Annotated in this window: 16 protein-coding genes, 3 rRNA genes and 1 pseudogene; 8 read left to right on the top strand and 12 right to left on the bottom strand. The window is 68.8% G+C overall.

Annotation, left to right across the window (positions count from 1 at the left end; genetic code table 11):
- Positions 1–456 precede the first annotated feature (456 nt).
- The 5 genes and pseudogenes from ACSMTC_RS31505 to ACSMTC_RS31485 all read right to left on the bottom strand — a co-directional run bounded on the left by ACSMTC_RS31505 (position 457) and on the right by ACSMTC_RS31485 (position 6,218).
- On the bottom strand, positions 457–1,533 hold the full coding sequence (locus tag ACSMTC_RS31505; protein WP_436563126.1) for an NUDIX hydrolase: 1,077 nt from the start codon (positions 1,531–1,533) through the stop codon (positions 457–459).
- A gap of 297 nt (positions 1,534–1,830) precedes the next feature.
- Positions 1,831–3,279 carry an acyl-CoA synthetase gene (locus ACSMTC_RS31500; protein WP_436563125.1) on the bottom strand — a complete coding sequence of 483 codons (1,449 nt, stop codon included), beginning with the start codon at positions 3,277–3,279 and terminating at the stop codon, positions 1,831–1,833.
- 134 nt (positions 3,280–3,413) lie between these two features.
- A complete protein-coding gene (locus ACSMTC_RS31495; protein WP_436563124.1) occupies positions 3,414–4,376 on the bottom strand; it encodes an electron transfer flavoprotein subunit alpha/FixB family protein in 963 nt (320 codons plus the stop codon).
- A 77-nt stretch (positions 4,377–4,453) separates the two neighbouring features.
- Positions 4,454–5,239, bottom strand: coding sequence for an electron transfer flavoprotein subunit beta/FixA family protein (locus tag ACSMTC_RS31490; RefSeq protein ID WP_436563123.1), 786 nt, complete (start codon positions 5,237–5,239; stop codon positions 4,454–4,456).
- Positions 5,240–5,796: 557 nt separating this feature from the next.
- Positions 5,797–6,218, bottom strand: a pseudogene (locus tag ACSMTC_RS31485) (TlpA family protein disulfide reductase).
- Between the two features lie 269 nt (positions 6,219–6,487).
- Here ACSMTC_RS31485 and ACSMTC_RS31480 point away from each other — a divergent pair.
- The gene (locus ACSMTC_RS31480) at positions 6,488–7,396 is read left to right on the top strand and encodes a lysophospholipid acyltransferase family protein (protein WP_436563122.1); all 909 of its coding nucleotides are present in this window, start codon (positions 6,488–6,490) and stop codon (positions 7,394–7,396) included.
- 217 nt (positions 7,397–7,613) lie between these two features.
- On the opposite strand, the gene rrf is transcribed toward ACSMTC_RS31480, so the two are convergent.
- The 6 genes from rrf to ACSMTC_RS31450 form a co-directional block, all read right to left on the bottom strand.
- Positions 7,614–7,730, bottom strand: a 5S ribosomal RNA gene (gene rrf, locus ACSMTC_RS31475).
- Positions 7,731–7,811: 81 nt separating this feature from the next.
- A 23S ribosomal RNA gene (locus ACSMTC_RS31470) occupies positions 7,812–10,922 on the bottom strand.
- 285 nt (positions 10,923–11,207) lie between these two features.
- Positions 11,208–12,731, bottom strand: a 16S ribosomal RNA gene (locus tag ACSMTC_RS31465).
- Together the 16S, 23S and 5S rRNA genes form the textbook arrangement of a ribosomal RNA operon.
- Positions 12,732–13,174: 443 nt before the next feature.
- Positions 13,175–14,266 carry a threonine aldolase family protein gene (locus ACSMTC_RS31460; RefSeq protein WP_436564869.1) on the bottom strand — a complete coding sequence of 364 codons (1,092 nt, stop codon included), beginning with the start codon at positions 14,264–14,266 and terminating at the stop codon, positions 13,175–13,177.
- Positions 14,263–15,012 carry an SDR family NAD(P)-dependent oxidoreductase gene (locus ACSMTC_RS31455; protein WP_436563121.1) on the bottom strand — a complete coding sequence of 250 codons (750 nt, stop codon included), beginning with the start codon at positions 15,010–15,012 and terminating at the stop codon, positions 14,263–14,265. The genes ACSMTC_RS31460 and ACSMTC_RS31455 overlap by 4 nt, the downstream gene beginning before the upstream one ends.
- Positions 15,009–16,430: a DUF6421 family protein gene (locus ACSMTC_RS31450; protein WP_436563120.1), complete on the bottom strand. Its 1,422-nt coding sequence runs from the start codon at positions 16,428–16,430 to the stop codon at positions 15,009–15,011. The genes ACSMTC_RS31455 and ACSMTC_RS31450 overlap by 4 nt, the downstream gene beginning before the upstream one ends.
- 466 nt (positions 16,431–16,896) lie before the next feature.
- On the opposite strand from ACSMTC_RS31450, the gene ACSMTC_RS31445 reads away from it, so the two are divergent.
- The 6 genes from ACSMTC_RS31445 to ACSMTC_RS31420 all read left to right on the top strand — a co-directional run bounded on the left by ACSMTC_RS31445 (position 16,897) and on the right by ACSMTC_RS31420 (position 22,704).
- Positions 16,897–17,799, top strand: a complete 903-nt coding sequence (locus tag ACSMTC_RS31445; protein ID WP_436563119.1) for an ABC transporter substrate-binding protein — start codon at positions 16,897–16,899, stop codon at positions 17,797–17,799.
- Between the two features lie 41 nt (positions 17,800–17,840).
- A complete protein-coding gene (locus ACSMTC_RS31440; protein ID WP_436564868.1) occupies positions 17,841–18,710 on the top strand; it encodes an amino acid ABC transporter permease in 870 nt (289 codons plus the stop codon).
- Positions 18,707–19,462 (top strand): amino acid ABC transporter ATP-binding protein, encoded by a 756-nt coding sequence (locus ACSMTC_RS31435; protein ID WP_436563118.1) that lies wholly within the window; start codon positions 18,707–18,709, stop codon positions 19,460–19,462. The genes ACSMTC_RS31440 and ACSMTC_RS31435 overlap by 4 nt, the downstream gene beginning before the upstream one ends.
- 281 nt (positions 19,463–19,743) lie before the next feature.
- Positions 19,744–20,325: a DUF5134 domain-containing protein gene (locus ACSMTC_RS31430; protein WP_436563117.1), complete on the top strand. Its 582-nt coding sequence runs from the start codon at positions 19,744–19,746 to the stop codon at positions 20,323–20,325.
- Positions 20,326–20,609: 284 nt separating this feature from the next.
- On the top strand, positions 20,610–21,605 hold the full coding sequence (locus ACSMTC_RS31425; RefSeq protein ID WP_436563116.1) for a M56 family metallopeptidase: 996 nt from the start codon (positions 20,610–20,612) through the stop codon (positions 21,603–21,605).
- Between the two features lie 460 nt (positions 21,606–22,065).
- Positions 22,066–22,704 (top strand): TetR/AcrR family transcriptional regulator, encoded by a 639-nt coding sequence (locus ACSMTC_RS31420; RefSeq protein ID WP_436563115.1) that lies wholly within the window; start codon positions 22,066–22,068, stop codon positions 22,702–22,704.
- A 125-nt stretch (positions 22,705–22,829) separates the two neighbouring features.
- Here ACSMTC_RS31420 and ACSMTC_RS31415 read toward each other — a convergent pair whose 3' ends face one another.
- The gene (locus ACSMTC_RS31415) at positions 22,830–23,696 is read right to left on the bottom strand and encodes a helix-turn-helix domain-containing protein (protein WP_436563114.1); all 867 of its coding nucleotides are present in this window, start codon (positions 23,694–23,696) and stop codon (positions 22,830–22,832) included.
- Positions 23,697–24,113: 417 nt separating this feature from the next.
- Here ACSMTC_RS31415 and ACSMTC_RS31410 point away from each other — a divergent pair, with 417 nt between their 5' ends.
- A complete protein-coding gene (locus ACSMTC_RS31410) occupies positions 24,114–24,644 on the top strand; it encodes an ATP-binding protein (protein ID WP_436563113.1) in 531 nt (176 codons plus the stop codon).
- Positions 24,645–24,899 lie beyond the last annotated feature (255 nt).

Raw genomic sequence — 24,899 nt, 5'->3', positions numbered from 1 at the left:
GCAGCGGCCGCGCCGGGGCGGCAGGACGGCGGCCGCGAGCCGTGCGCGGCGCCCGGCCGCGTTCCGGTAGGGCGAAGGCGCACTCGGGGCTCCGGGCGCCGGCTGCGGCCGGTGGGGCGGGCGCCGCGCCACCGGCTCGACATAACGCCACCGGCTCGACATGACGCCGTCGGCGAGAGGGGGGCGTTCGGGGCGGGGCGAGCGCCCGCCGGTGCGTCAGTGGACCGGGCGCGGCGGGCCGAAGCGGCGCACGGGGGCGTCCTCCTCGGGCGCGCCGGTCCGGCCCCGAGCCGCATCCGCGCTCGGACAGCGTGGTCTCCGGGCGCTTCCGGCATCCGCCGGCCGTACCCGCGCCGTGCCGGAGAACCGTTCGAGGCAGGCGGCTCGGCCGGGCTCGCCATCGGCCACGGGCGCGTCAACCCGGGCTGGTGGCAGGGGTGTTAGAGGCGTTCCCGCTCAGTGCCGGTGCGGGGCGACCTCGGCCGGCCAGCGCCCCGGCGCGGCCGGGCGCCCCGCCTCCAGATAGCGGAGCTCGCCCCGCTCGCGCGCGTCGAGCGCGGCCGCCAGCCTGCGCAGGCGCCCCGGCGGCAGTAAGGCGGCGGCCTCGTCCAGGGTGACGAAACGCCAGCCGCGGAGCTCCTCCGGCGGCAGGCGCAGCGACGCGCACGCCGCCGCGTCCAGGCGTCCGCCGTCGTAGACCAGGCGCAGTCCGCCCCGGCGCGGACCGGTGCGCGGTTCCCAGTCGACGGCGAGCAGGCGCAGCGCGGGCGCTTCCAGGCGCAGCCCCAGCTCCTCGGCGGTCTCGCGCAGCGCGGCGTCCGTGGGTGCCTCCCCGCGTTCGACCACCCCGCCCGGGAACTCCCATGAGGGTTTGTAGACGGGGTCGACCAGCAGCACCCGGTCCTGTTCGTCGAAGAGCAGGACCGCGGCGGCCACGGTGTCCCCGGTGGTGTCGACGGTCTGCACGATGGGGCAGCGCGCGACGCCGTCCTTGACCAGCTCGGCCAGCAGCTCCGCGGTCTGGCGCGGCGTCAGCCCGCCCGTGTCGATCAGCCGGGCGTCGCGGCTGAGCCACCGTCTGGCGGCCCGGTACTGCGGCAGGTGCTCCCGGCACCAGGTGCGGACCCGGGCGCTGGCCTCGGGGTCCCCGGGGCACTCCTCCCGTCCGTCGATCCGCCTTTGCAGGATCGTTTCCGCAGGATCCAGAACGAAGTGGTGCACAGCCAGTCCACGGGCGGCGAGCGCACCGAATATCTCGTCCCGGTAGTCCTCCCTGAGCAGGGTCATCGGCACCACCAGCGGCCCCTCGACCTCGCTCAGCAGCGCCGCCGCGACCTCGGGCACCAGGCGCCGCCAGGAGGGCAGGTCCTGGTAGTCGGCGACCGTGGCCATCCGGTCCGCGGGCAGCATCCGCCGGAGCCCGGACCCGACCAGTTCCGGGTCGTACAGCACGCTCCCGGGCAGCAACTCCACCAGCTCGCGGCAGGCGCTCGTCTTGCCCGCCCCGAATGTGCCATTGACCCAGACGATCACAGCGTCCCCTGCCTTCGGCGCTGCCCGATGCCGTACGCACCGGGCGGCGCGGTCCGTTCGATCCCGGCCTCGCGCCAATCGTGGTGGTACCCGCGCCGGGGCCCCGGCCATACCTGGCCCCCTACCGCACCGTCGCTTCCCGGCCGCTCGGCACATGTCCGCCGGTTCCCCGCCCCGGCGGGCGGCCACACGGCGTGCGGGCACCACCCGGGGCTCGGGGAACCGCACCGGCGCACGGCCGTCCGCGCGGTTCCCCACATCCCTGTGCCGGTGCCGCCGCCGAGTGCGCGGCGGACCTCAGACCCGTTCGAGCAGCTGCTTCTTCAGCACCTTCCCCATCGCGTTGCGCGGCAGCTCCTCCACCAGCACCACCCTCCGGGGCCGCTTGTGCACCGACAGCCGCTCGGCGACGAAGGCGGTCAGCTGGTCACCGGTCACCGCGCCGTCGGCGATCACGAAGGCGACGACCGCCTGGCCGAGGTCCTCGTCGGGTGCGCCGACCACCGCCGCGTCCGCGACGGCCGGGTGGTCCCGCAGGGCCGCCTCCACCTCACCCGCGCCGATCCGATATCCACCGCTCTTGATCAGGTCGACCGAGGCGCGCCCGACGATCCGGTGGAAGCCGTCGGGACCGATCACCGCGACGTCCCCGGTACGGAACCAGCCGTCCTCCGTCCATGCCTCGGCGCTGGCCTCGGGCCGGTTGAGGTAGCCGGTGAACAGCGTCGGTCCGGACAACTGCAGCTCGCCGACCGTCTCGCCGTCGGACGGGACGGGCGAGCCGTCCTCCCCGACCAGCCGGGTGCGCACCCCCTCGACCGGCAGCCCGACGCTGCCCGGCCGCCGTTCGCCGTCGGCCCTGGTGCTGACGGTGATCAGGGTCTCGGTCATCCCGTAGCGCTCGATCGGGGCCTGGCCGGTGAGGGCCGCGAGCCGTTCGAAGACCGGCACCGGCAGCGGCGCGCTGCCCGAGACCAGCAGCCGGGCCGTGCTCAGCGCCCGCGCGGCGGACTCGTCGGCGGCGACCCGGCCCCAGACCGTCGGCACCCCGAAGTACAGGCTGCCGTGCGCTTGGGCGTACGCCCCTGGCGTGGGGCGTCCGGTGTGCACCAGCTTGCTGCCGGTCCGCAGCGCGCCGAGCACCCCGAGGACCAGCCCGTGCACATGGAACAGCGGCAGGCCGTGCACCAGGGTGTCCTCGGCGGTCCACTGCCAGGCCTCGGCCAGCGCGTCCAGGTCGGCGGCGACGGCGGACCGCGGGATCAGCGCCCCCTTGGGCGCGCCGGTGGTACCCGAGGTGTACAGCACAAAGGCCGTACGCTCCGGCGCGGGTTCCGGGTACGCGCTCCCGGCGCCGCCTGCGCGCTGCGACCACGCGGCCCGCGCCGTCAGCTCGACCGGCAGCACCTCGATCCCGGCCCCCGCCCCTTCCTCCGGCAGCTCCTCCCCCGGCCGGACGGCCAGCAGGGTCGCGCCCGAGTCCCGCAGGATGTGGTCCCGCTCCTTGGGGCCGGAGTCGGGCGGCAGTGGCACCACGGGCACGCCCGCCAGCAGCCCGCCCACCACGGCGGTGACCGTCTCCGCGGTCGGCCGGGCGAGCACCGCCAGCGCCGGCGCGCCGGCTATCCGGTCGGCCACCGCCGTCGCGGCGGCCAGCAACCGCTCGCGCGACATCCGGTACCCGTCGATCCGCAGCGCGTCGGCGGCGTCGCCGTAGCCGCCCTCAAGTGCCGTCAGCAGTCCCATGCCCCGGACTCTACGCCGCCCCGGATCAGCATGATCGGGGAGCCCCGCGACGCCGAAGGGCGCGGCCCCCGGGGTCCCGGGTGGCCACGCCCTTCGGCTGTCGTACGGAGTCCGCGGTACGACCTGGCGAACCGTCAGCCCTTGCGGGCCTTCACCTCGGCGGTGAGCTGCGGCAGCACGGTGAACAGGTCGCCGACCACGCCGTAGTCCACCAGCTCGAAGATCGGCGCGTCCTCGTCCTTGTTGACCGCGATGATGGTCTTCGAGGTCTGCATGCCCGCGCGGTGCTGGATCGCGCCGGAGATGCCCGCCGCGATGTACAGCTGCGGCGAGACCTGCTTGCCGGTCTGGCCGACCTGGTTGCTGTGCGGGTACCAGCCGGCGTCGACGGCGGCACGCGAGGCACCGACGGCGGCACCGAGCGAGTCGGCCAGCTCCTCCACCACGCCGAAGCCCTCGGCGGCACCGACACCGCGGCCACCGGAGACCACGATCGCGGCCTCGGTCAGCTCCGGGCGGCCCGAGGAGACCCGCGGGGTGCGGGAGACGACCTTGGCGGCCTTGCCGGTGAACTCGACGGTGACGTTCTCGACGGCGCCGGCGGCCGGGGCGGCCTCGGGGGCGACGGCGTTCGGCTTGACGGTGATGACCGGGGTGCCGTGCGACACCTTGGACTTCACCTGGAACGAGGCGGCGAACACCGACTGGGTCGCGACCGGACCGCCGTCGCCGGCCTCCAGGTCGACGGCGTCGGTGATGATGCCCGACTCCAGACGCAGCGCCACGCGGGCCGCGATCTCCTTGCCCTCACCGGAGGAGGTGACCAGCACCGCGGCCGCACCGGCGGCCTTGGCGATCTGGGTCAGCGCGTCCACCTTGGGGACGACCAGCTGGTCGGCGAACTCGGCGCCGTCGGCGACGTACACCTTGGCCGCGCCGAACTCGCCCGCCTTGGCGGCGATGTCGGCGGCGGCGGAACCAGCACCCAGAACGACCGCCGACGGCTCGCCGATGCGGCGGGCCAGGGTCAGCAGCTCCAGGGCCGGCTTGCGGACCACACCGTCGGCGTGGTCGACGAGGACGAGAATCTCACCCATCGCTCAATGTCTCCTGTATCTCCGAACTGCCCGCCACTCTCAGTGTGGACAGTCACCACGTCAATGGGTCAGATGGATCAGATGAACTTCTGCTCGGCGAGGAAGGCGGCGAGCTGCTTGCCGCCCTCGCCCTCGTCCTTGACCACGGTGCCGGCACTGCGGGCCGGGCGGGCCGTGATGGTCTCCACGGCCGTCCAGGCGCCGGCCAGGCCGACCTCGTCCGCGTCGATGCCCAGGTCGTCCAGGTCGTACTCCTGGACCGGCTTCTTCTTGGCGGCCATGATGCCCTTGAAGGACGGGTAGCGCGCCTCGCCCGACTGGTCGGTCACCGAGATCACCGCGGGCAGCTCGGCCTCGAGCTGCTCGGTGGCGGCGTCGCCGTCGCGGCGGCCCTTGACGGTGTTGCCTTCCAGCGAGACCTCGGAGAGCAGGGTGACCTGCGGCAGGCCCAGGCGCTCGGCCAGCAGGGCCGGCAGAACACCCATGGAACCGTCGGTGGACGCCATACCGCAGACGACCAGGTCGTACCCGGTCTTCTCCAGCGCCTTGGCGACGATCGCCGAGGTACCGATCACGTCGGTGCCGTGGATGTCCTCGTCGTTGACGTGGACGGCCTTGTCGGCGCCCATCGAGAGGGCCTTGCGCAGCGCGTCCTTGGCGTCGTCCGGGCCGACGGTCAGGACGGTCACCTCTGCGTCACCGTGAGCTTCGGCGATCTTGAGCGCCTGCTCCACCCCGTACTCGTCCAGCTCCGAAAGAAGGCCGTCCACGGCCTCCCGGTCGGTGGTGGTGTCGTCCGCGAAGCGACGGTCACCGGTCGCGTCGGGCACGTACTTCACACAGACAACGATCCTCAAGCTCACGGCCTGTCTCCTGTACTGGTCTCGTCCGGCGGCTGCGGCTGTGCAAGTGGGCTGCAGACACACTCCAGTGCCCACTCCGGGCAGCGGTAAAGCTGTGCCCGTCCGGAACTTCCTGGCAGCATACTCGCCAGTAGCTTAGCCGTCACTACTGGCCAGTAGCTTAGCGCTGCCGGACACCGGCCGAGCGTCCCGCACCCTCCTGGCGCGCTGGCCGGAAGAGGTGCGGGACGGCTGCACTGCCGTCTGCGCCCATCCTGCCCCAGGCCGGGCCCCACTCCACCTGACTGCGCAGCAGATCCACTGTGAGATTGAACGGTCTTGACAAGATTCACCTGGCCGGACGGTCTGCGCGCGCGGGCTTCCCGGAGCCCTCCGCCCGCGCCTCGGACAAGCGGTGCGCGGGGTCCCGGGTGCCGCCCGTCAGAACCGGACGAATGGTGCACAGGGGTGCTCCGGTACCGCCTGGCGCCGACCTCAGAGCCCCGGCCGGCACGCGCAGCACCTCTCGCCGGGCCCGGCGGCGGCGCCGATCGACCCATGGGACTTCCGGAGGCCGCTCAGATCGCCTCGCCCAGCGCCGCGATCACATCCACCCGGCGCGGCTGGCCGGAGGCCCTGCGCACCAGCAGACCGTCCGCGTCCAGCACCAGAACGGTCGGCGTACCCAGGATCTCCAGCCGGCGCACCAGTTCCAGACGCTCCTCGGCATCGATCTCCACGTGCGCCACCCCGGCCACCATCCCCGCGACCTCCGCCAGCACCCGCCGGGTCGCCCGGCAGGGTTGACAGAACGCCGTCGAGAACTGCACCAGAGTCGCCCGCACCCCCAGCTCCTGGCCCAGCTCGCCCGCCGACAGCCGGACCACCGCGTCCTTCGTCCGCCCCTGCAACACCCTCAGCCTCCCGTCACGTCCGGCCCGCAGCGCCCGAACGCACTCGCCGACGCGAGCACCGCACCGCACATCACCAAGCCGGTCATCGCCCCAGTGTGCGCCACCACCGTTCCCGCCCGCCCTGGTGGCCCCGGCAGGAACCCCACGGCCAGGCCCGCGCCGACGGGCGCTCGGCGTGCCGTACGCCGGGATACTCGCGCCCAGAAGGTGCTGTGGACCGCCACACCCCTTTCCACAGCCGAGACACCCCGCTCCCACCGCACGGCCGATCCGCCCTCGGTACCACCCTGCGCCGCTGCGGCCCACAGTCCGGCCCGCCCCGAGTGCGGCATTCGTCACCTCTGTACGCCCTCAGATGACAGAGGGCACCCCTTCGGGGGATTATCTCCGTGTATCACCCGTGGCCGACGCGGCGTGCCGCCCTTTCCGTCGGCCACCACCCACGCCCCGGGTACCACCAGACCGGGCGGAAGGCCCGCGGGAAGTAGGGCTGACCATGGCAGAGTTCGTGTACCCGCCGGTGATCCAAACGGCACTCACCGTCTTCCGGGCACTCGACCTGCGGATCAGAATCGAAGGCGCCGAACACATCCCCGACAAGGGCGGGGCGGTCCTGGTGAGCAATCACATCAGCTACCTGGACTTCCTCTTCGCCGGCATGGGTGCCTACCGGGGCGGCGCACGCAAGACCCGCTTCATGGCCAAGGACGACGTCTTCCGCCACCGCATCTCCGGTCCGCTGATGCGGGGCATGAAGCACATCCCCGTGGACCGCACCGACGGCCAGCCCGCGTACGAGGCGGCGGTCAAGGCCCTGAAGGAAGGCGAGGTCGTCGGAGTCTTCCCCGAGGCCACCATCAGCCGCTCCTTCATGCTGAAGAAGTTCAAGACCGGCGCCGCCCGGATGGCCGCCGACTCCGACACCCCGCTGCTCCCGGTCGTGCTCTGGGGCACCCAGCAGCTGTGGACGAAGGGCCGTCCGAAGACCCTGACGAAGCGTCACGTCCCGATCACCATCATGATCGGCGAGCCCATCAAGCTCACCCCCGAGGACAGGCCGGTCATGGTCACCCGCCGTCTGCGGTCCGTCATGTCCGAGATGCTCGACCGCGCCCAGCGCGAGTACCCCGGCAAGCCCGCCGGCCCCCACGACACCTGGTGGCTCCCCGCCCACCTCGGCGGCACCGCCCCCACCCTGGAGGCCGCCGAGGCCGAGGACGAGGCCAAGGCCGCCGCCAAGGCCGAGCAGCGCGCCCAGCGCTGACCGCCCGTCCGATCCATCCGGGTCGCATCCTGTCGGAACCCTCTGCGGGGCCGAGACTCCTTCCACGGTGAGTCTCGGCCCCCTTTGCCGCTCCGGCTCGGCTTCCCGCTTGCCGCGCCGACCCGTACCGCACCTCCCGGGCTTTCCCGCGTCGGTCGTACCCGGAAATGCGAGAAGCCCTCCCCGGGGATCCCGGGAAGGGCTTCTCAGAAAAATTGTTCGGCGGCGTCCTACTCTCCCACAGGGTCCCCCCTGCAGTACCATCGGCGCTGTAAGGCTTAGCTTCCGGGTTCGGAATGTAACCGGGCGTTTCCCTCACGCTATGACCACCGAAACACTATGAAACTATCAACCGCACCAACCCACACAGGGTCGGGGTCGTTGTTTCAGAACAACACAGTGGACGCGAGCAACTGAGGACAAGCCCTCGGCCTATTAGTACCGGTCAACTCCACCCCTCACGAGGCTTCCATATCCGGCCTATCAACCCAGTCGTCTACTGGGAGCCTTACCCTCTCAAGGAGGTGGGAGTGCTCATCTCGAAGCAGGCTTCCCGCTTAGATGCTTTCAGCGGTTATCCCTCCCGAACGTAGCCAACCAGCCATGCCCTTGGCAGAACAACTGGCACACCAGAGGTTCGTCCGTCCCGGTCCTCTCGTACTAGGGACAGCCCTTCTCAACACTCCTACGCGCACAGCGGATAGGGACCGAACTGTCTCACGACGTTCTAAACCCAGCTCGCGTACCGCTTTAATGGGCGAACAGCCCAACCCTTGGGACCTACTCCAGCCCCAGGATGCGACGAGCCGACATCGAGGTGCCAAACCATCCCGTCGATATGGACTCTTGGGGAAGATCAGCCTGTTATCCCCGGGGTACCTTTTATCCGTTGAGCGACGGCGCTTCCACAAGCCACCGCCGGATCACTAGTCCCTACTTTCGTACCTGCTCGACCCGTCAGTCTCACAGTCAAGCTCCCTTGTGCACTTACACTCAACACCTGATTGCCAACCAGGCTGAGGGAACCTTTGGGCGCCTCCGTTACCCTTTAGGAGGCAACCGCCCCAGTTAAACTACCCACCAGACACTGTCCCTGATCCGGATCACGGACCCAGGTTAGACATCCAGCACGACCAGAGTGGTATTTCAACGGCGACTCCACCATGACTGGCGTCACAGCTTCAAAGTCTCCCACCTATCCTACACAAGCCGAACCGAACACCAATATCAAGCTATAGTAAAGGTCCCGGGGTCTTTCCGTCCTGCTGCGCGAAACGAGCATCTTTACTCGTAATGCAATTTCACCGGGCCTATGGTTGAGACAGTCGAGAAGTCGTTACGCCATTCGTGCAGGTCGGAACTTACCCGACAAGGAATTTCGCTACCTTAGGATGGTTATAGTTACCACCGCCGTTTACTGGCGCTTAAGTTCTCAGCTTCGCCCGACCGAAATCGGACTAACCGGTCCCCTTAACGTTCCAGCACCGGGCAGGCGTCAGTCCGTATACATCGCCTTACGGCTTCGCACGGACCTGTGTTTTTAGTAAACAGTCGCTTCTCGCTGGTCTCTGCGGCCACCCCCAGCTCAGAGTGCAAGACTCATCACCAGGAATGGCCCCCCTTCTCCCGAAGTTACGGGGGCATTTTGCCGAGTTCCTTAACCATAGTTCACCCGAACGCCTCGGTATTCTCTACCTGACCACCTGAGTCGGTTTGGGGTACGGGCCGCCATGAAACTCGCTAGAGGCTTTTCTCGACAGCATAGGATCATCCACTTCACCACAATCGGCTCGGCATCAGGTCTCAGACTATTGCAGGGCGGATTTGCCTACCCTACGTCCTACACCCTTACCCCGGGACAACCACCGCCCGGGCTGGACTACCTTCCTGCGTCACCCCATCGCTCACCTACTACCACCTCGGGTCACCGGCTCCACCACTTCCCTTTGTCCGAAGACTCCGGGACGGCTTCACGGGCTTAGCATCAGAGGGTTCAGCGTTGGCGCTTCAAAGCGGGTACGGGAATATCAACCCGTTGTCCATCGACTACGCCTGTCGGCCTCGCCTTAGGTCCCGACTTACCCTGGGCAGATCAGCTTGACCCAGGAACCCTTGGTCAATCGGCGCAAGAGTTTCCCACTCTTGTATCGCTACTCATGCCTGCATTCTCACTCGTATACCGTCCACGACTCGATTCCTCGGCCGCTTCACCCGGCACACGACGCTCCCCTACCCATCACAGCCCCCGTTAGGAGTATTGCTGCAATGACACGACTTCGGTGATGTGCTTGAGCCCCGCTACATTGTCGGCGCGGAATCACTTGACCAGTGAGCTATTACGCACTCTTTCAAGGGTGGCTGCTTCTAAGCCAACCTCCTGGTTGTCTCTGCGACTCCACATCCTTTCCCACTTAGCACACGCTTAGGGACCTTAGTCGGTGTTCTGGGCTGTTTCCCTCTCGACCATGGAGCTTATCCCCCACAGTCTCACTGCCGCGCTCTCACTTACCGGCATTCGGAGTTTGGCTAAGGTCAGTAACCCGGTAAGGCCCATCGCCTATCCAGTGCTCTACCTCCGGCAAGAAACACGCGACGCTGCACCTAAATGCATTTCGGGGAGAACCAGCTATCACGGAGTTTGATTGGCCTTTCACCCCTAACCACAGGTCATCCCCCAGGTTTTCAACCCTGGTGGGTTCGGTCCTCCACGTGGTCTTACCCACGCTTCAACCTGCCCATGGCTAGATCACTCCGCTTCGGGTCTTGGGCATGCAACTCAAACGCCCTATTCGGACTCGCTTTCGCTACGGCTACCCCACACGGGTTAACCTCGCTACACACCGCAAACTCGCAGGCTCATTCTTCAAAAGGCACGCAGTCACGGCCACCGAAGTGACGACGCTCCCACGGCTTGTAGGCACACGGTTTCAGGTACTATTTCACTCCGCTCCCGCGGTACTTTTCACCATTCCCTCACGGTACTATCCGCTATCGGTCACCAGGGAATATTTAGGCTTAGCGGGTGGTCCCGCCAGATTCACACGGGATTTCTCGGGCCCCGTGCTACTTGGGTATTCTTCAAGCGAGCCGTACAGATTTCGTCTACGGGGGTCTTACCCTCTACGCCGGACCTTTCGCATGTCCTTCGACTACCCATACGGTTTCTGACTCGCCGACCGGCCGGCAGACCGATCAAGAAAAAACCCACGACCCCTCAAGCGCAACCCCTGCCGGGTCTCACACGCTCAAGGTTTAGCCTCATCCGGTTTCGCTCGCCACTACTCCCGGAATCACGGTTGTTTTCTCTTCCTGCGGGTACTGAGATGTTTCACTTCCCCGCGTTCCCTCCACACTGCCTATGTGTTCAGCAGCGGGTGACAGCCCATGACGACTGCCGGGTTTCCCCATTCGGAAACCCCCGGATCAAAGCCTGGTTGACGACTCCCCGGGGACTATCGCGGCCTCCCACGTCCTTCATCGGTTCCTGGTGCCAAGGCATCCACCGTGCGCCCTTAAAAACTTGGCCACAGATGCTCGCGTCCACTGTGCAGTTCTCAAACAACGACCAGTCACCCACACTCCGAAACCCCACAGGGCTCCATCACATGAGACCGGCATCCTCGAGGTAACAGCCATACAGCCGTTCCCTCAGGACCCAACAACGTGCCCGACACAATCCAGTCACACACCACGTTCCACGCCCCAAGAGGCAGTACTAGCGGAAGATTCCGAACCGTGCCGAATAGTCAACGTTCCACCCATGAGCAACCAATCTGAGGCATTCGCTCAGATCTGGCTATGTGCTCCTTAGAAAGGAGGTGATCCAGCCGCACCTTCCGGTACGGCTACCTTGTTACGACTTCGTCCCAATCGCTGGTCCCACCTTCGACGGCTCCTCCCCTTACGGGTTAGGCCACCGGCTTCGGGTGTTACCGACTTTCGTGACGTGACGGGCGGTGTGTACAAGGCCCGGGAACGTATTCACCGCAGCATGCTGATCTGCGATTACTAGCAACTCCAACTTCATGGGGTCGAGTTGCAGACCCCAATCCGAACTGAGGCCGGCTTTTTGGGATTCGCTCCGCCTCACGGCATCGCAGCCCTTTGTACCGACCATTGTAGCACGTGTGCAGCCCAAGACATAAGGGGCATGATGATTTGACGTCATCCCCACCTTCCTCCGAGTTGACCCCGGCAGTCTCCTGTGAGTCCCCATCACCCCGAAAGGCATGCTGGCAACACAGAACAAGGGTTGCGCTCGTTGCGGGACTTAACCCAACATCTCACGACACGAGCTGACGACAACCATGCACCACCTGTACACCGACCACAAGGGGGCTGACATCTCTGCCAGTTTCCGGTGTATGTCAAGCCTTGGTAAGGTTCTTCGCGTTGCGTCGAATTAAGCCACATGCTCCGCTGCTTGTGCGGGCCCCCGTCAATTCCTTTGAGTTTTAGCCTTGCGGCCGTACTCCCCAGGCGGGGAACTTAATGCGTTAGCTGCGGCACCGACGACGTGGAATGTCGCCAACACCTAGTTCCCAACGTTTACGGCGTGGACTACCAGGGTATCTAATCCTGTTCGCTCCCCACGCTTTCGCTCCTCAGCGTCAGTAATGGCCCAGAGATCCGCCTTCGCCACCGGTGTTCCTCCTGATATCTGCGCATTTCACCGCTACACCAGGAATTCCGATCTCCCCTACCACACTCTAGCCTGCCCGTATCGAATGCAGACCCGGGGTTAAGCCCCGGGCTTTCACATCCGACGCGACAGGCCGCCTACGAGCTCTTTACGCCCAATAATTCCGGACAACGCTCGCACCCTACGTATTACCGCGGCTGCTGGCACGTAGTTAGCCGGTGCTTCTTCTGCAGGTACCGTCACTTTCGCTTCTTCCCTGCTGAAAGAGGTTTACAACCCGAAGGCCGTCATCCCTCACGCGGCGTCGCTGCATCAGGCTTTCGCCCATTGTGCAATATTCCCCACTGCTGCCTCCCGTAGGAGTCTGGGCCGTGTCTCAGTCCCAGTGTGGCCGGTCGCCCTCTCAGGCCGGCTACCCGTCGTCGCCTTGGTAGGCCATTACCCCACCAACAAGCTGATAGGCCGCGGGATCATCCTGCACCGCCGGAGCTTTCCACCAACCCCCATGCAGAGGAAGGTCATATCCGGTATTAGACCTCGTTTCCAAGGCTTGTCCCAGAGTGCAGGGCAGATTTCCCACGTGTTACTCACCCGTTCGCCACTGATCCACCCCGAAGGGCTTCACCGTTCGACTTGCATGTGTTAAGCACGCCGCCAGCGTTCGTCCTGAGCCAGGATCAAACTCTCCGTGAATGATTACCCGGCCCTGCTCGATTAAAAGCAGCCGGTTCACACTCGCGTTGAGCGGCACGGCAACCACCGGAATGAGGTGATCCCGCGCACTGCGTCCTCGCTGTGTATTACAAAAGGAATCTCCAACAAGACCGGATGGTCTCGCCGGGGATGTCAACATATCTGGCGTTGACTTTTGGCACGCTGTTGAGTTCTCAAGGAACGGACGCTTCCTTCGAGCCGCCTTCCAGCGGGCCCTCCGGGCGCTTCGTTCTTTCGTGTTTCGAGCTTATCAGATGCTTTCCGCTCCGTTTTCCGGAGTTTCATTCATCGGACTCGCTTTTCTTCGCCCCTCTCGGTGCGACTCCGGAACTCTACGGGTACGGCCCCCGACAAGCAAATCGCCCCCGCCCGGAGCCCCCCACGGGTCCCGGACAGGGGCGACGGCGAGCCCGACCCGAAGGTCAGACCCGGCTCATCTCCTCCGCGATCGCTGCCGCGAAGGCGTCGATGTCGGCCTCGGTCGTGTCGAAAGCGGCCATCCAGCGCACCTCACCGGTGTGCTCGTCCCAGAAGTAGAAGCGGTAGCGCTTCTGCAGACGCTCGCTGACCTCCCGGGGGAGCACCGCGAAGACCGCGTTGGCCTGGACCGGCCGGACGACCGTCACACCGTCGATCTTGCGGACGGCGGCCTCCAGGCGCTTGGCCATGGCGTTGGCGTGGCCGGCGTTGCGCAGCCAGAGGTCCCCGGTGAGCAGGGCCTCGAACTGGACCGAGACGAAGCGCATCTTCGAGGCGAGCTGCATCGACATCTTGCGCAGGTACTTGATGTCGCGGACCCGGTCCGGGTTGAGGACGACGACGGCCTCGCCGAACATCAGGCCGTTCTTGGTGCCGCCGAAGGAGAGGACGTCGACGCCCGCGTCCGTGGTGAAGGCGCGGAACGGGAGGTCCAGGGAGGCGGCGGCGTTGGCGAGACGCGAGCCGTCCATGTGGACGAGCATGCCGCGCTCGTGGGCGTGGTCACAGATCGCCTTGACCTCTTCGGCGGTGTAGCGGGTGCCGAGTTCGGTGCTCTGGGTGATGGAGACGGCGAGCGGCTGGGCACGGTGCTCGTCGCCCCAGCCCCAGGCCTGCTGGTCGATCAGCTCGGGGGTGAGCTTGCCGTCCGGGGTCGGGATGGTGAGCAGCTTGATGCCCGCGACCTTCTCGGGGGCACCGCACTCGTCCACGTTGATGTGAGCGGTCCCGGCGGCGATGACCGCGCCCCAGCGCGGGAGCAGGGCCTGCAGCGCGACCACGTTGGCGCCGGTGCCGTTGAAGACGGGGTACGCCTCGGCGCGGTCGCCGAAGTGCCTGCGGAAGACCGTCTGGAGGTGCTCGGTGTACTGGTCCTCGCCGTACGCGATCTGGTGGCCCTCGTTGGCCAGGGCTATCGCGGCCAGGACCTCGGGGTGGACCCCCGCGTAGTTGTCGCTGGCGAAGCCGCGGACGGCGGGGTCGTGCCGCCGTACCGCGTCCGTCGCGCCGGCGAAGGCGCCGGCGGTGGTGCTCATCGGGCTGTCAGCCACAGGTGCTGTCCATTCAGTTCTGCTGCGGGGCGGTCCCACAGGCCCGCCAGGGTTTCGGCAAGGTCGGCGGTGTCGGTGAAGCCGGCGAACTTCGCCTCCGGCTTCTCGGCCCGCATCTCGGGAGTGACCAGTGCCTTGATCACCAGGATCGCAGCCGCCGCGGTGGGTACACCGTCGGCCGAGGTGGTCTCCTTCTTGAAGGAGTCCGCCATGGAGAGCGTCCAGGCCTCGCTGGCGGCCTTGGCCGCGGCGTAGGCGGCGCCGCCCGCGGTCGGCTTGTGGGCGGCGGTGGCCGAGATCATCGCGTAGCGGCCGGAGCCGCTGCGGACCAGCGCGGGCTGGAAGGCCAGCGAGGTGTGCTGGAGGGTGCGGACGACCCGGTCCTGCAGCCAGTCCCAGTCGTCTATCCGGCTTTCGAAGAAGGTCTTGCTTCCCCGCCAGCCGCCGACCAGGTGGAACACGCCGTCGACGTGGCCGTGCTCGGCCTCCAGGTGGTCGGCCCAGTCGTGGACCTCCTGCGGGTCGAGCAGGTCGATGACCTGGCCGGTGATCCGGGCGCCGGAGACCGAGGCGCGGACGGCGTCGACCGCCGCGTCCAGTCGGCGCGCGTCGCTGCCGGCGGCGACGACCGTGGCACCGTCGGCGGCGAGGCGGCGCAGCGTGGCGCGACCGGCCGGGCCGGTGGCCCCTGCGACGGCTACGACCTTGCCGTCGAGACGGGAGGCGCTCACGCGGCGGCCCCCTGGATGCCGGCCCCGGTGATGCCGGCGGTGGCGGCGATGACGCCGCCGATCTTCTTGGCGAGGGCCTCGTAGAACATGCTGAGCGGGAACTCGTCGGGCAGGACGGCGTCGCACAGTGCCTTGTTGAGCGCCTTGCCGTCGGTGATGTCCAGCGGCAGCGCCTCGGGGCCCTTGGCCCAGGTGGAGGCCGGGTGCGGGGTGAGGTAGCGGGAGACCAGCTGGTAGGCGGCGATCCAGTGGGCGGTCTTGGGCCGGTCGATGCCGTCGCGGTAGAGGGCCTCGATCTCGCCGCAGAGCTGGTTGGTGACCTCGGCGACGCGGGCCCAGTCCATGCTGAGGCGGTTGTCGCGCCAGCGCAGCGCGTCGTGCTTGTGCAGGTAGGCGAAGAGCAGCTGGCCGCCCATGCCGTCGTAGTTGCGGACGCGGTCGCCGCTGACCGGGAAGCGGAAGAGGCGGTCGAAGAGGATCGCGTACTGGACGTCGCGGCCCTGCGGGTACCCCTCGGCCTCCAGGCGGACGGCCTCCTTGAACGCGGTCAGGTCGCAGCGGAGCTCTTCGAGCCCGTACATCCAGAACGGGCTGCGCTGCTTGATCATGAACGGGTCGAAGGGCAGGTCGCCGTGGCTGTGGGTGCGGTCGTGGACCAGGTCCCAGAGCACGAAGGTCTGCTGGGCGCGCTCCTGGTCGGCGAGCAGTCCCTCGGCGTCGGCCGGGATCTCCAGGCCGAGCAGCTCGACGGCGCTGGTGGAGACGGCGCGGAAGCGGGCGGCCTCGCGGTCGCAGAAGATGCCGCCCCAGGTGAAGCGCTCGGGGGCCTTGCGGACGGCGACCGTCTCGGGGAAGAGCACGGCCGAGTTGGTGTCGTACCCGGCGGTGAAGTCCGCGAAGGTGATCGGCACGAACATCGGGTTGTCGAAGCGGGTGCGCTCCAGCTCGGCGAGCCACTCGGGCCAGACCACCTGGAGCAGGACGGCTTCGAGGTTGCGGTTCGGGTTGCCGTTCTGGGTGTACATCGGGAAGACCACGAGGTGCTCGAGGCCGTCGACACGCTGCGCGGCGGGCTGGAAGGCGAGCAGCGAGTCCAGGAAGTCGGGCTCGCGGTAGCCGGTGTCGGCCCATTTGCGCAGGTCCGCCTGGACCGCGGTGAGGTACTCGGCGTCGTGCGGGAAGAGCGGGGCGAGCTCCTCGATCGCGCTGAGCACGGTGTCGACCAGCGGGTCGACCGTCTGCCGCTGGACTGCGGCGAGGTCGATGGAGCCGTCCTTGGACTGGAGGGGGCGCAGGGCCTCGACGGCGTTCTTGAGTCGCAGCCAGGCGGGATGTGCCGCGTGGCCACAGGGCCCGGTGGTCGAGGTCGCTGCGGGAAGGTCGGCCGCCACAGCGAGCCTAGGCGAAAGATTCTGCATCTCAGACTCACTTCGACAGGAGTTATTTCGACATGGCCACCATAGATTCGAAAGGTTCTCCTGTTCAAGGGGGGTCGTTCGGTGGACGGATGCGAGGGCACCGGCTGTCCGCTATCCGGACACCTTGCGGATGGCTGTGGACAAAGGTCCTGGTGGGATGCGAATCTCCCGCCATGCTCCCGGCGGATCTTGTGGCGTACCGCCACCGCGACCTGCTCCGGGTGTGCTCCTGTTGCCGCACATACGACTGCTGCAGCTGTCGCTGGTGACGACGGTTCGGGAGGCACCGCGGAGACGGTGCCGTACGCCGACCTTGCCTCGTGCCCTGCAGCGGCGCCACCGGGGGCTTCCGGTGAGGGGGCATCCCCTGCCGGAGACTGGGATTCACCGCGCGCGTGGTGGGCACTCTGTCCCGGAGGCAACCCTTCCGCGATCTCACTCCTCCGCCCTCTCCTGGAGTCCAGTCATGACCCCTGCCACCGGCCCGCGCGTCGCCCGCCTGGCGCCGTTCGCCGCACTGCTCGTCGCAGCCTCGGCGCTCACCGCCTGCGCCCCGCAGGACGCCAAGACCGGCGACGCCTCCTCCTCGGCCGCCACCTCCTCCGCGCAGGCCTCGGCCGGGTGCGCCAAGGGCGCGCTGGCCACCAGGAAGGCGGGGACCCTGACCATAGGCACCGACAAGCCCGCCTACGCCCCGTGGTTCTCCGACGACCGGCCGGAGAACGGGAACGGCTTCGAGTCCGCCGTGGCGTACGCCGTCGCGGACCGGCTCGGCTACCCCAAGGACAAGGTCAGCTGGGTGGTCAGCCCGTTCAACAAGGCCTTCGCGCCCGGCGCCAAGGACTTCGACTTCGACATCAACCAGGTCTCGATCAACGACGACCGCAGGAAGTCGGTGGACTTCTCCTCGGGCTACTACGACGTCCGGCAGGCGGTGGTGGCGCTGAAGGGCTCCAAGTACGCGTCCGCCGGCAGCCTGGCCGACCTCAAGGGCGCCAAGCTGGGCGCGCAGGTCGGCTCCACGAGCCTGGCCACCGTCAACGAGCAGATCAAGCCCAGCGACCAGCCGGCCGTCTTCGACGACAACGGTCTGGCGAAGGCCGCGCTGAAGAACGGTCAGATCGACGCCCTGGTGGTCGATCTGCCGACCGCCTTCTACATCACCGGCGCCGAGATCACGGACGCCAAGGTGGTCGGGCAGCTGGAAGGCGGCAGCGGTGCCGGGCAGTTCGGCCTGGTACTGGACAAGGGCAGCGCGCTGACCGGCTGCGTCAGCCAGGCGGTCGACGCGCTGCGGTCCGACGGCACGCTCGCCCGGCTGGAGAAGCAGTGGCTGTCCGACGCCGTCTCGGCACCGGTGCTCAAGTGAGTACCCGTACGGCGGAGGGCGAGACGGACGCCGGCGGTGAGATGCGGACGGGCGGTGCGGCCGAGCCGTACCGCCCGTCCGCCCGCCGGCTGGCCCGCGAGACGTACCGTCGGCAGCGGGCCAGGCGCTCGGCGCTGATAGCCGCGCTCAGCACGGCCGCCACCGCGCTGATGCTCTATCTGCTGGTGGTCAACTCGCCTGGCTGGGAACGCACTCGGGATACCTTCTTCAACGCGCACTACGCCTGGCAGGCGCTGCCGGAGGTACTGAAGGGCCTGCGGGTCAACCTCGAACTGATGCTGGTCTGCGGGACGTTGATCCTGGTCTTCGGCCTGCTGCTGGCGGTGCTGCGCACCCTGCGCGGGCCGGTCTTCCTGCCGGTACGGCTGCTGGCCACCGCGTACGTGGACTTCTTCCTCGGCCTGCCGATGATCATCTGCCTGCTCATCATGATCACCGGTGTGCCCGCGCTGCGGCTGACCGGGGTCACCACCGATCCGCTGCTGCTCGGTGGCGCGGCGCTGGTGCTCACCTACTCCGCCTACGTCTCCGAGGTGTTCCGCGCCGGGATCCAGTCGGTGCACCCCAGCCAGCGCGCCGCCGCCCGGTCGCTGGGGCTCAGCAACGCGCAGGCGATGCGCTACGTGGTGCTCCCGCAGGCCGTCCGGCGGGTGGTGCCGCCGCTGCTCAACAACCTGGTCTCGCTGCAGAAGGACACCGGACTGGTCTCCATCGGCGGTGTGATCGACGCGGTCTACGCCGCGAAGATCATCACCGCGCAGACCTTCAACTACACGCCCTACCTGGTCTCGGCGCTGGTCTTCATCGTGCTGACCATCCCGATGACCCGGTTCACCGACTGGACGACGGCCCGGATGAACCGCCGCCAGCACCAGGGAGGCACCGTATGACCGAGCCCGTGCTGCGGCTGGAGGCCGTCCGCAAGAGCTTCGGCGAGCACCTGGTGCTGCGCGACGTCGAACTCGCCGTGCCCGCCCACTCGGTGACCGCGCTGATCGGCGCCTCGGGCTCCGGCAAGTCCACCCTGATGCGCTGTGCCAACCTGCTGGAGGACATCGACGACGGCGCGATCTTCCTCGACGGCGAGGAGATCACCGACCCGCGCGCCGACCAGGACACCGTCCGGCGCCGGATCGGCGTGGTCTTCCAGGCGTACAACCTCTTCCCGCACATGACCGTGCTGGACAACATCACCCTCGCCCCGCGCCGGGTGCACGGCGTCCCGAAGGCCGAGGCGGAGGACCGGGCGCGGGAACTGCTGGACCGCCTCGGCCTGGCGGCCAAGGCCAAGGAGTACCCGGACCGGCTCTCCGGCGGGCAGCAGCAGCGCGTCGCCATCGTCCGGGCCCTGGCCACCGGACCCCGGCTGCTGCTCCTGGACGAGATCACGGCGGCACTCGACCCCGAACTGGTCGGTGAGGTGCTGGAGGTGGTCCGGGACCTCAAGGAGCAGGGCATGACCATGGTGCTCTCCACCCATGAGATGGGCTTCGCCCGCGAAGTCGCCGACCAGGTCTGCTTCCTGGACGCCGGGGTCGTCCTCGAACAGGGCCCGCCCGAGCAGGTCTTCGGCGCCCCGGAGCAGGAGCGCACCCGCCGGTTCCTCAGCCGCATCGTCGCCGCCGGGCGCCTCACCCCCTGACTCTCCCGACCGTCCGGGGCGACCCCCCGAAGGACACGGGGAGCCGTACGACTCGATGGTGGGTCTCCCACGCGGCTCCCCATGCCCTTCGGGGTTTTTTTCTGACGGAAAATCAGATGTGCTCTGTGCAGCGCCGTTGGCGCAACTTCGCGCCCCCTGAGGCGCTGCCCGACTCCCCCGGCGCTCCACACCTCCGTGCGCCCCCGCACGCGCCCTGCTACGCCCACCGCTGATCGGTGATCGTGGACGGTGACCCACGTGATCGGCCGAGAGGTGCACCGATGCACGGACCCGCCCTCGTCACCTGGCTGCTGGCCGCGCTGGCGCTCGCGTCCAGCGCGTACTGCCTGGCCCGCCTGCGCAGCCCGGCCGCCTCCTGCGCAGCGCCCGACGGGACCGGCCCCCGGCTCGCCCACCGGACCGACCTCACCGAGGCGTTGATGGGCCTGGGCATGGCCGGCATGGCCCTGTGGCCGAGTGCCTACTGGGGCTGGCCGTTCGCACTGCTCGGCGCCGCCCAGCTGTTCGCGATTCTCCGCCGCGGCGGCGCGTCCTCACGGGTACACCGGCTGCACCATGCGATCGGAGCACTCGCTATGACGTACATGACGCTCGCCATGGGCGATGCGCCCGCGCACGATCACATGCATGCGCACCACGGCGCACCTTCCGGACTGCCGCTTCTGACCGGAGCGTTACTGCTCTACTTCGGCGGCTTCGCGCTCTGGGGCGGCAGCCGGCTGCTGACCCTGCCGAGCGGGACCGTGGTGTCGGCGGGTGCTCCGGATACCGCCGACGGGGTGTCCCGGGCCTGTCGACTGGCCATGGGCGTCGGAATGTTCGCGATGCTGCTGTCCATGTGACGCCGGAGCAGCCGCCCTGCGACGCCGCTGCCGCCCGGCTCGCACCGGAGAACGGGAGGGGCGCCCCGAACGGCGGCGGCCCGGATGCCGCCCTGGTTCGCCACCGGACTCTGCCGCCGGAACTGACAGTCGGCGCGGGCGGGCCGAGCGCGGGCGGGGCGCCCCGGACGCGGTCGGCGCCCCGGTACCCGCACGTCCGGGTCTCCGGGCTCAGTGGTGTTGGTCACCTGCGCTGCGAGGGCGTTCCCCGAGGGCTCGGCAGCGCATAGGTTTGGGACAGCGCGATGCCGCGCTCCCGTGCGTTCCTGGGGGAGCACTTCGACATGACGGCCCTGCTCAGCCTGCTGCTGCTCGGAACACTGCTGGCCACCGTGGCTCCTGGGCGGTTGGCCCGGGCCCGCTGGGCCGAGCGAGAACCCGTGCTGGCCCTGCTGACCTGGCAGTGCCTGGTGATCGCCGTCCTGCTCTGCTGCGTGCTCGGGCTGCTGCTGGCCGCCTCGGCCGCACTGCCCCAGCTTCGTACGCTGCTCTTCACGGGGGCGCCGAGTGAGGTCGAGGCGGCCTACGGTCTGGCGGGTGCGGAGGGCTGGGGACGGCTGTGCGCCGGGCTGCTGGCGCTCGGCGGGCTGTGGACGGCGGTCTCACTGACCCGTGAGGTACGTTCGGCCCGCGCCCTGCGCGACTACCGGCACGCCCAACTACGCCACCGTGCCCCGGAGTTGCCGGCCGAACTGGCCGAGCCCCGGGCCAGGAGCCGCCGGGAGCGGCTGGTGGTGCTGGAGAACGCGCGACCGGAGGCATGGTCGCTGCCGGGCCCCGGCGCCCGGCTGGTGGTGACCACGGGCGCGCTCCGGCAGCTGAGCGACCACGAGCTGGCCGCCGTGCTCAGCCATGAGCGCGGCCATGTCCGGGCCAGGCACCACTGGTTGGCGCAGTGCGCCGGGGCACTGGCCACCGGATTCCCCGGAGTGGGCGTCTTCAGCGCCTTCCGCGACCAGGTCGGCGAGCTGGTGGAACTGGCGGCGGACGACCGCGCGGCCCGCCGTCACGGCCGGGTGACCACGGCCCTGGCCCTGGCCGAGATCAACTCCGGCCGCGGGGTGTTCGGGTCCTGTCCGCCCCGGCAACTGGCCCAGTCGCCACGCCGGGTGGACCGTCTGCTGGCCGGCGAGCCACGGCTGCCCGTCCACCACCGGCTACGGCTGACCGTCGCCGCCCTCGCGGCACCTGCCGCCGCCATCCTGCTGGCCGTCACACCGGGGCTGTCCACCCTGTTCTGAGCATCCTGCGGCGCCCCGACAGCCTTGGTCGGCCCCGGCTCCGGGCGCCGCGACGCGAGCCCGCGGGTACGGCTCGACGGCCGCTCTCCCGCGCCGCCTCCGTCACACCGTCCTGCTGACGGGCGTCGGTGGTACCGGCCACCGCCGTAGCGGCCCGTCAGCGCGGGCGGGCCGCCGCAGCAGCCCTCCGGCCGCCCCGGTGTCGCACCGCGGCCGCAGCAGCCCTCCGGCGAACGAACGGTCCGCCGGACGGTGCGGGCCTGAACACCGGCCCGCCTTCCCAACGTTGAGAGCCGATTCCACCAAACCCCCGTGTTGGTGGAATCGGCTCGCCGCACGGGTCCGGTCTGCTCGAAGCCGCGAGGGCCTTCCGGATACGGATCTCCCCGGATTCGGGCACGGCGGACCTGACCCCGCCAGTATATTGGCCGGGAGCCAGTCAACGTACGGAGCAGACACGATGGCACCTCGCGGGGAATCGGTCAACGAGGAGATGCGTCACCGCTCCCGTCAGCGCATCATGCGCGCCACCATCGAACTGGTCGACCAGCACGGATACGCCGGCACGACACTCAGCGACATAGCCGCGCGGGCCGGGCTGGCCAGGGGGCTGCTGTCGTACTACTTCGACGGCAAACGACTGCTGATGCAGGCCGCCACCCACCAGCTGATGCACCGGGAGCTCGCCGCGGCGCTGGCCGCGCTGCCCGTCGGCTCAAGCCCCGAGGCCCGACTGGCGCGCGCCATCGACGCCGTGCTCGGCCTGGCGATGGACCATCCGCGGGTGATGCGCTCGCACCTCGCACTGATCATCGACCCGGACGTCGGCGCCTTCGTCCAGGACCCGGAACAGCGGCAACTCGGTGTGATCCTGCGGGAGTTGCTGCGCGACTGGGGCGCGGTCGACCCGGTCGCGGAGCACGCGGTGCTGCGCAGCGCGCTGATGGGCGGCTGTATCGGGGTGCTGCTGCCGGGCGCCGCGCTGCCGCTGGCCCCGATCCGGGCCGACCTCTTCGCCCGCTACGGGCTCGCCTGGGAGCTCGGCACTCCCCCGCAGCCGCAGGCCCCGCCCCGGCCCCATCCGTCCGTCCGGGCCTGATCCGCCGCAGCCCCCGGGATGCCGGACGGGCCGCGCGGGGGGCGCACGGCCGGCTCCCTGCGGATCCGGGGTCGCTCACGCGCTTCCCCGCGCTCCTGACCGCAACCCCGCGCCCCAGAAGGACGTCAGTTGTCGGCGAGGATCGACTTGAAGAGGTCGATGGTCTGGTCGGGCGTGAGGCTGTCGACGCAGAGCCGCTCCATGACCTGGACGTACGCGTCGACGTCGTCGCGCTTGTCGAGATAGAGCGCACTGGTCAGCTGTTCCAGGTAGACCACGTCGGCCAGGTCCTGTTCAGGGAAGCGCAGGATGCTGAACGCGCCGCTCTCACCGGCGTGCGCGCCGAACCGGAACGGCATGACCTGGATCACCACGTTGGACGTCTCGGCCACGTCGATCAGGTACTGGACCTGGCGTCGCATCACGCCGTGCCCGCCGACCGGACGCCGCAGCGCGGCCTCGTCGATGACGGCCCACAGCCGGGGGCTCTGGCCCTCGGTCAGCAGCTTCTGGCGGCGCATCCGCAGACTGAGCCGCCGTTCGAGCTCGTCACCGCTGAGGACGGGCCGGGTCTGGCCGAAGACGGCGCGCGCGTACTCCTCGGACTGGAGCAGGCCCGGGATGAACTGGACCTCGTAGGTGCGGATCAGCGCGGCGGCCTCTTCCAGGCCGACGTAGGTCTGGAACCAGCCGGGCAGCACGTCGTTGTAACTGTGCCACCAACCGGGCTTGTTGGCCTCGCGGACCAGGCCGAGCAGCGCCTCCCGCTCGGTGCCGTCGTGCACACCGTAGAGGGTGAGCAGGTCGGCCACGTCGCGCTCCTTGAAGCTGACGCGGCCGAGCTCCATGCGACTGATCTTCGACTCGGAGGCCCGGATCTGGTAGCCGGCATCCTCCCTGGTGATCCCGTGCCCCTCGCGCAGCCTGCGCAGTTGGGAGCCCAGGAGGATACGGCGCACCATCGAGCCACCGTTGGGCTGAGCTGTGGTCATGCCGTCGAAACCTCCACCTAGGGCAAACAGGGCACAGTCTGCCATCAGTTGAGCGCTCAGGGTGCCGGTACCAGCAGAACGATCTATCAGATCTTCCGCTGAGACACCATGATGCACGTGCATCCGGCGCTTGCATATGCCAATAGTGCGACTGCACGTGAATCGACTCTTGCATCTGCAGTGAGCGCAGAGGACCATGGTGCACGTGCACCTGCACGTCCCTGGCAATCCCGCGGGCTTCGCGTTCGACCCCGCGCGCGAATCCGCACAACCGCTCGGCCGCGTCCCCGCGCGGTCGGGCGCACGTGCGCGCGTGCGACCGTCGAGGAAGCTGGCGCGCGGCCGAGCGAGTCGGAGGTGACCGGCATGACCCCCATGGGTCCAGCCGTGTCCGCCCCCTTATGGGAGGAGCTCTTCATGAGCACCGGTACGGCTGTCCTGGCCGACCCCCACGTGGTCACCTGTACGCTCGCGCCACGCTTCGAAGCCGTCAGAACCGCCAGGGAGTTCGCCAGATCGACTCTGTACGGCTGGGGTCTTGGCGAACTGTTCGACGATGTCTCCCTGGTCGCTTCGGAGTTGGTGACCAACGCGCTGCGCCACGCGCTCGGCGCCCGCCGGGACGAGGGCTCCGCCCCTGTGCCCGGGCGGCTGTCGACGTGTACGCGGCCGGTCGCCGACGGGGCGCTGCCGATCCGAATAAGCCTGGTGCACCGCGCACCTCAGGTGGTGTGCGCGGTGAGCGACCCGAGCAGCGCCGGACCGGTCGCCCGGGAGCCCGACTTCGTCGCCGAGTCCGGCCGGGGGCTGCATCTGGTCGACTCGTTCAGCCGCTCCTGGGGCTGGCATCCGCTGGCGGGTGCGGGCAAGGTGGTCTGGGCCCTGTTCGAGGCCGAGCCCGTGACCGCGGCTGTGGCACCGTCAGGCCGGCACCGCCGCTCCGCCTGAACTGCCTGAACCGCCCGGCACGACAGCCGAGGGCGAGCCGGCCGAGGCGAGCCACCGCTCTGCCGCGGCCCACCGGAACCCGGCGGCCGTAGCCCGTGAGCCGCCACCCCGATCCCCGGACCGGGACGAAGCCTCCAGGACCGGACCCGCGCAACCCCGGCGACCCGAGCACCCGACCACGCCGGTGCACCCCGCGACCGACCGCCCACGGCCACCCTCCTCGACCGCGACCCGGGACCGCCACCCGCGGCGGCG

It is taken from the genome of Kitasatospora sp. HPM-01-4 (genome assembly GCF_051374625.1).
Taxonomy (GTDB): Bacteria; Actinomycetota; Actinomycetes; order Streptomycetales; family Streptomycetaceae; genus Kitasatospora.
Note: the sequence above shows the minus strand (reverse complement) of the source record. Positions and strands in the feature narration are given on the sequence as shown.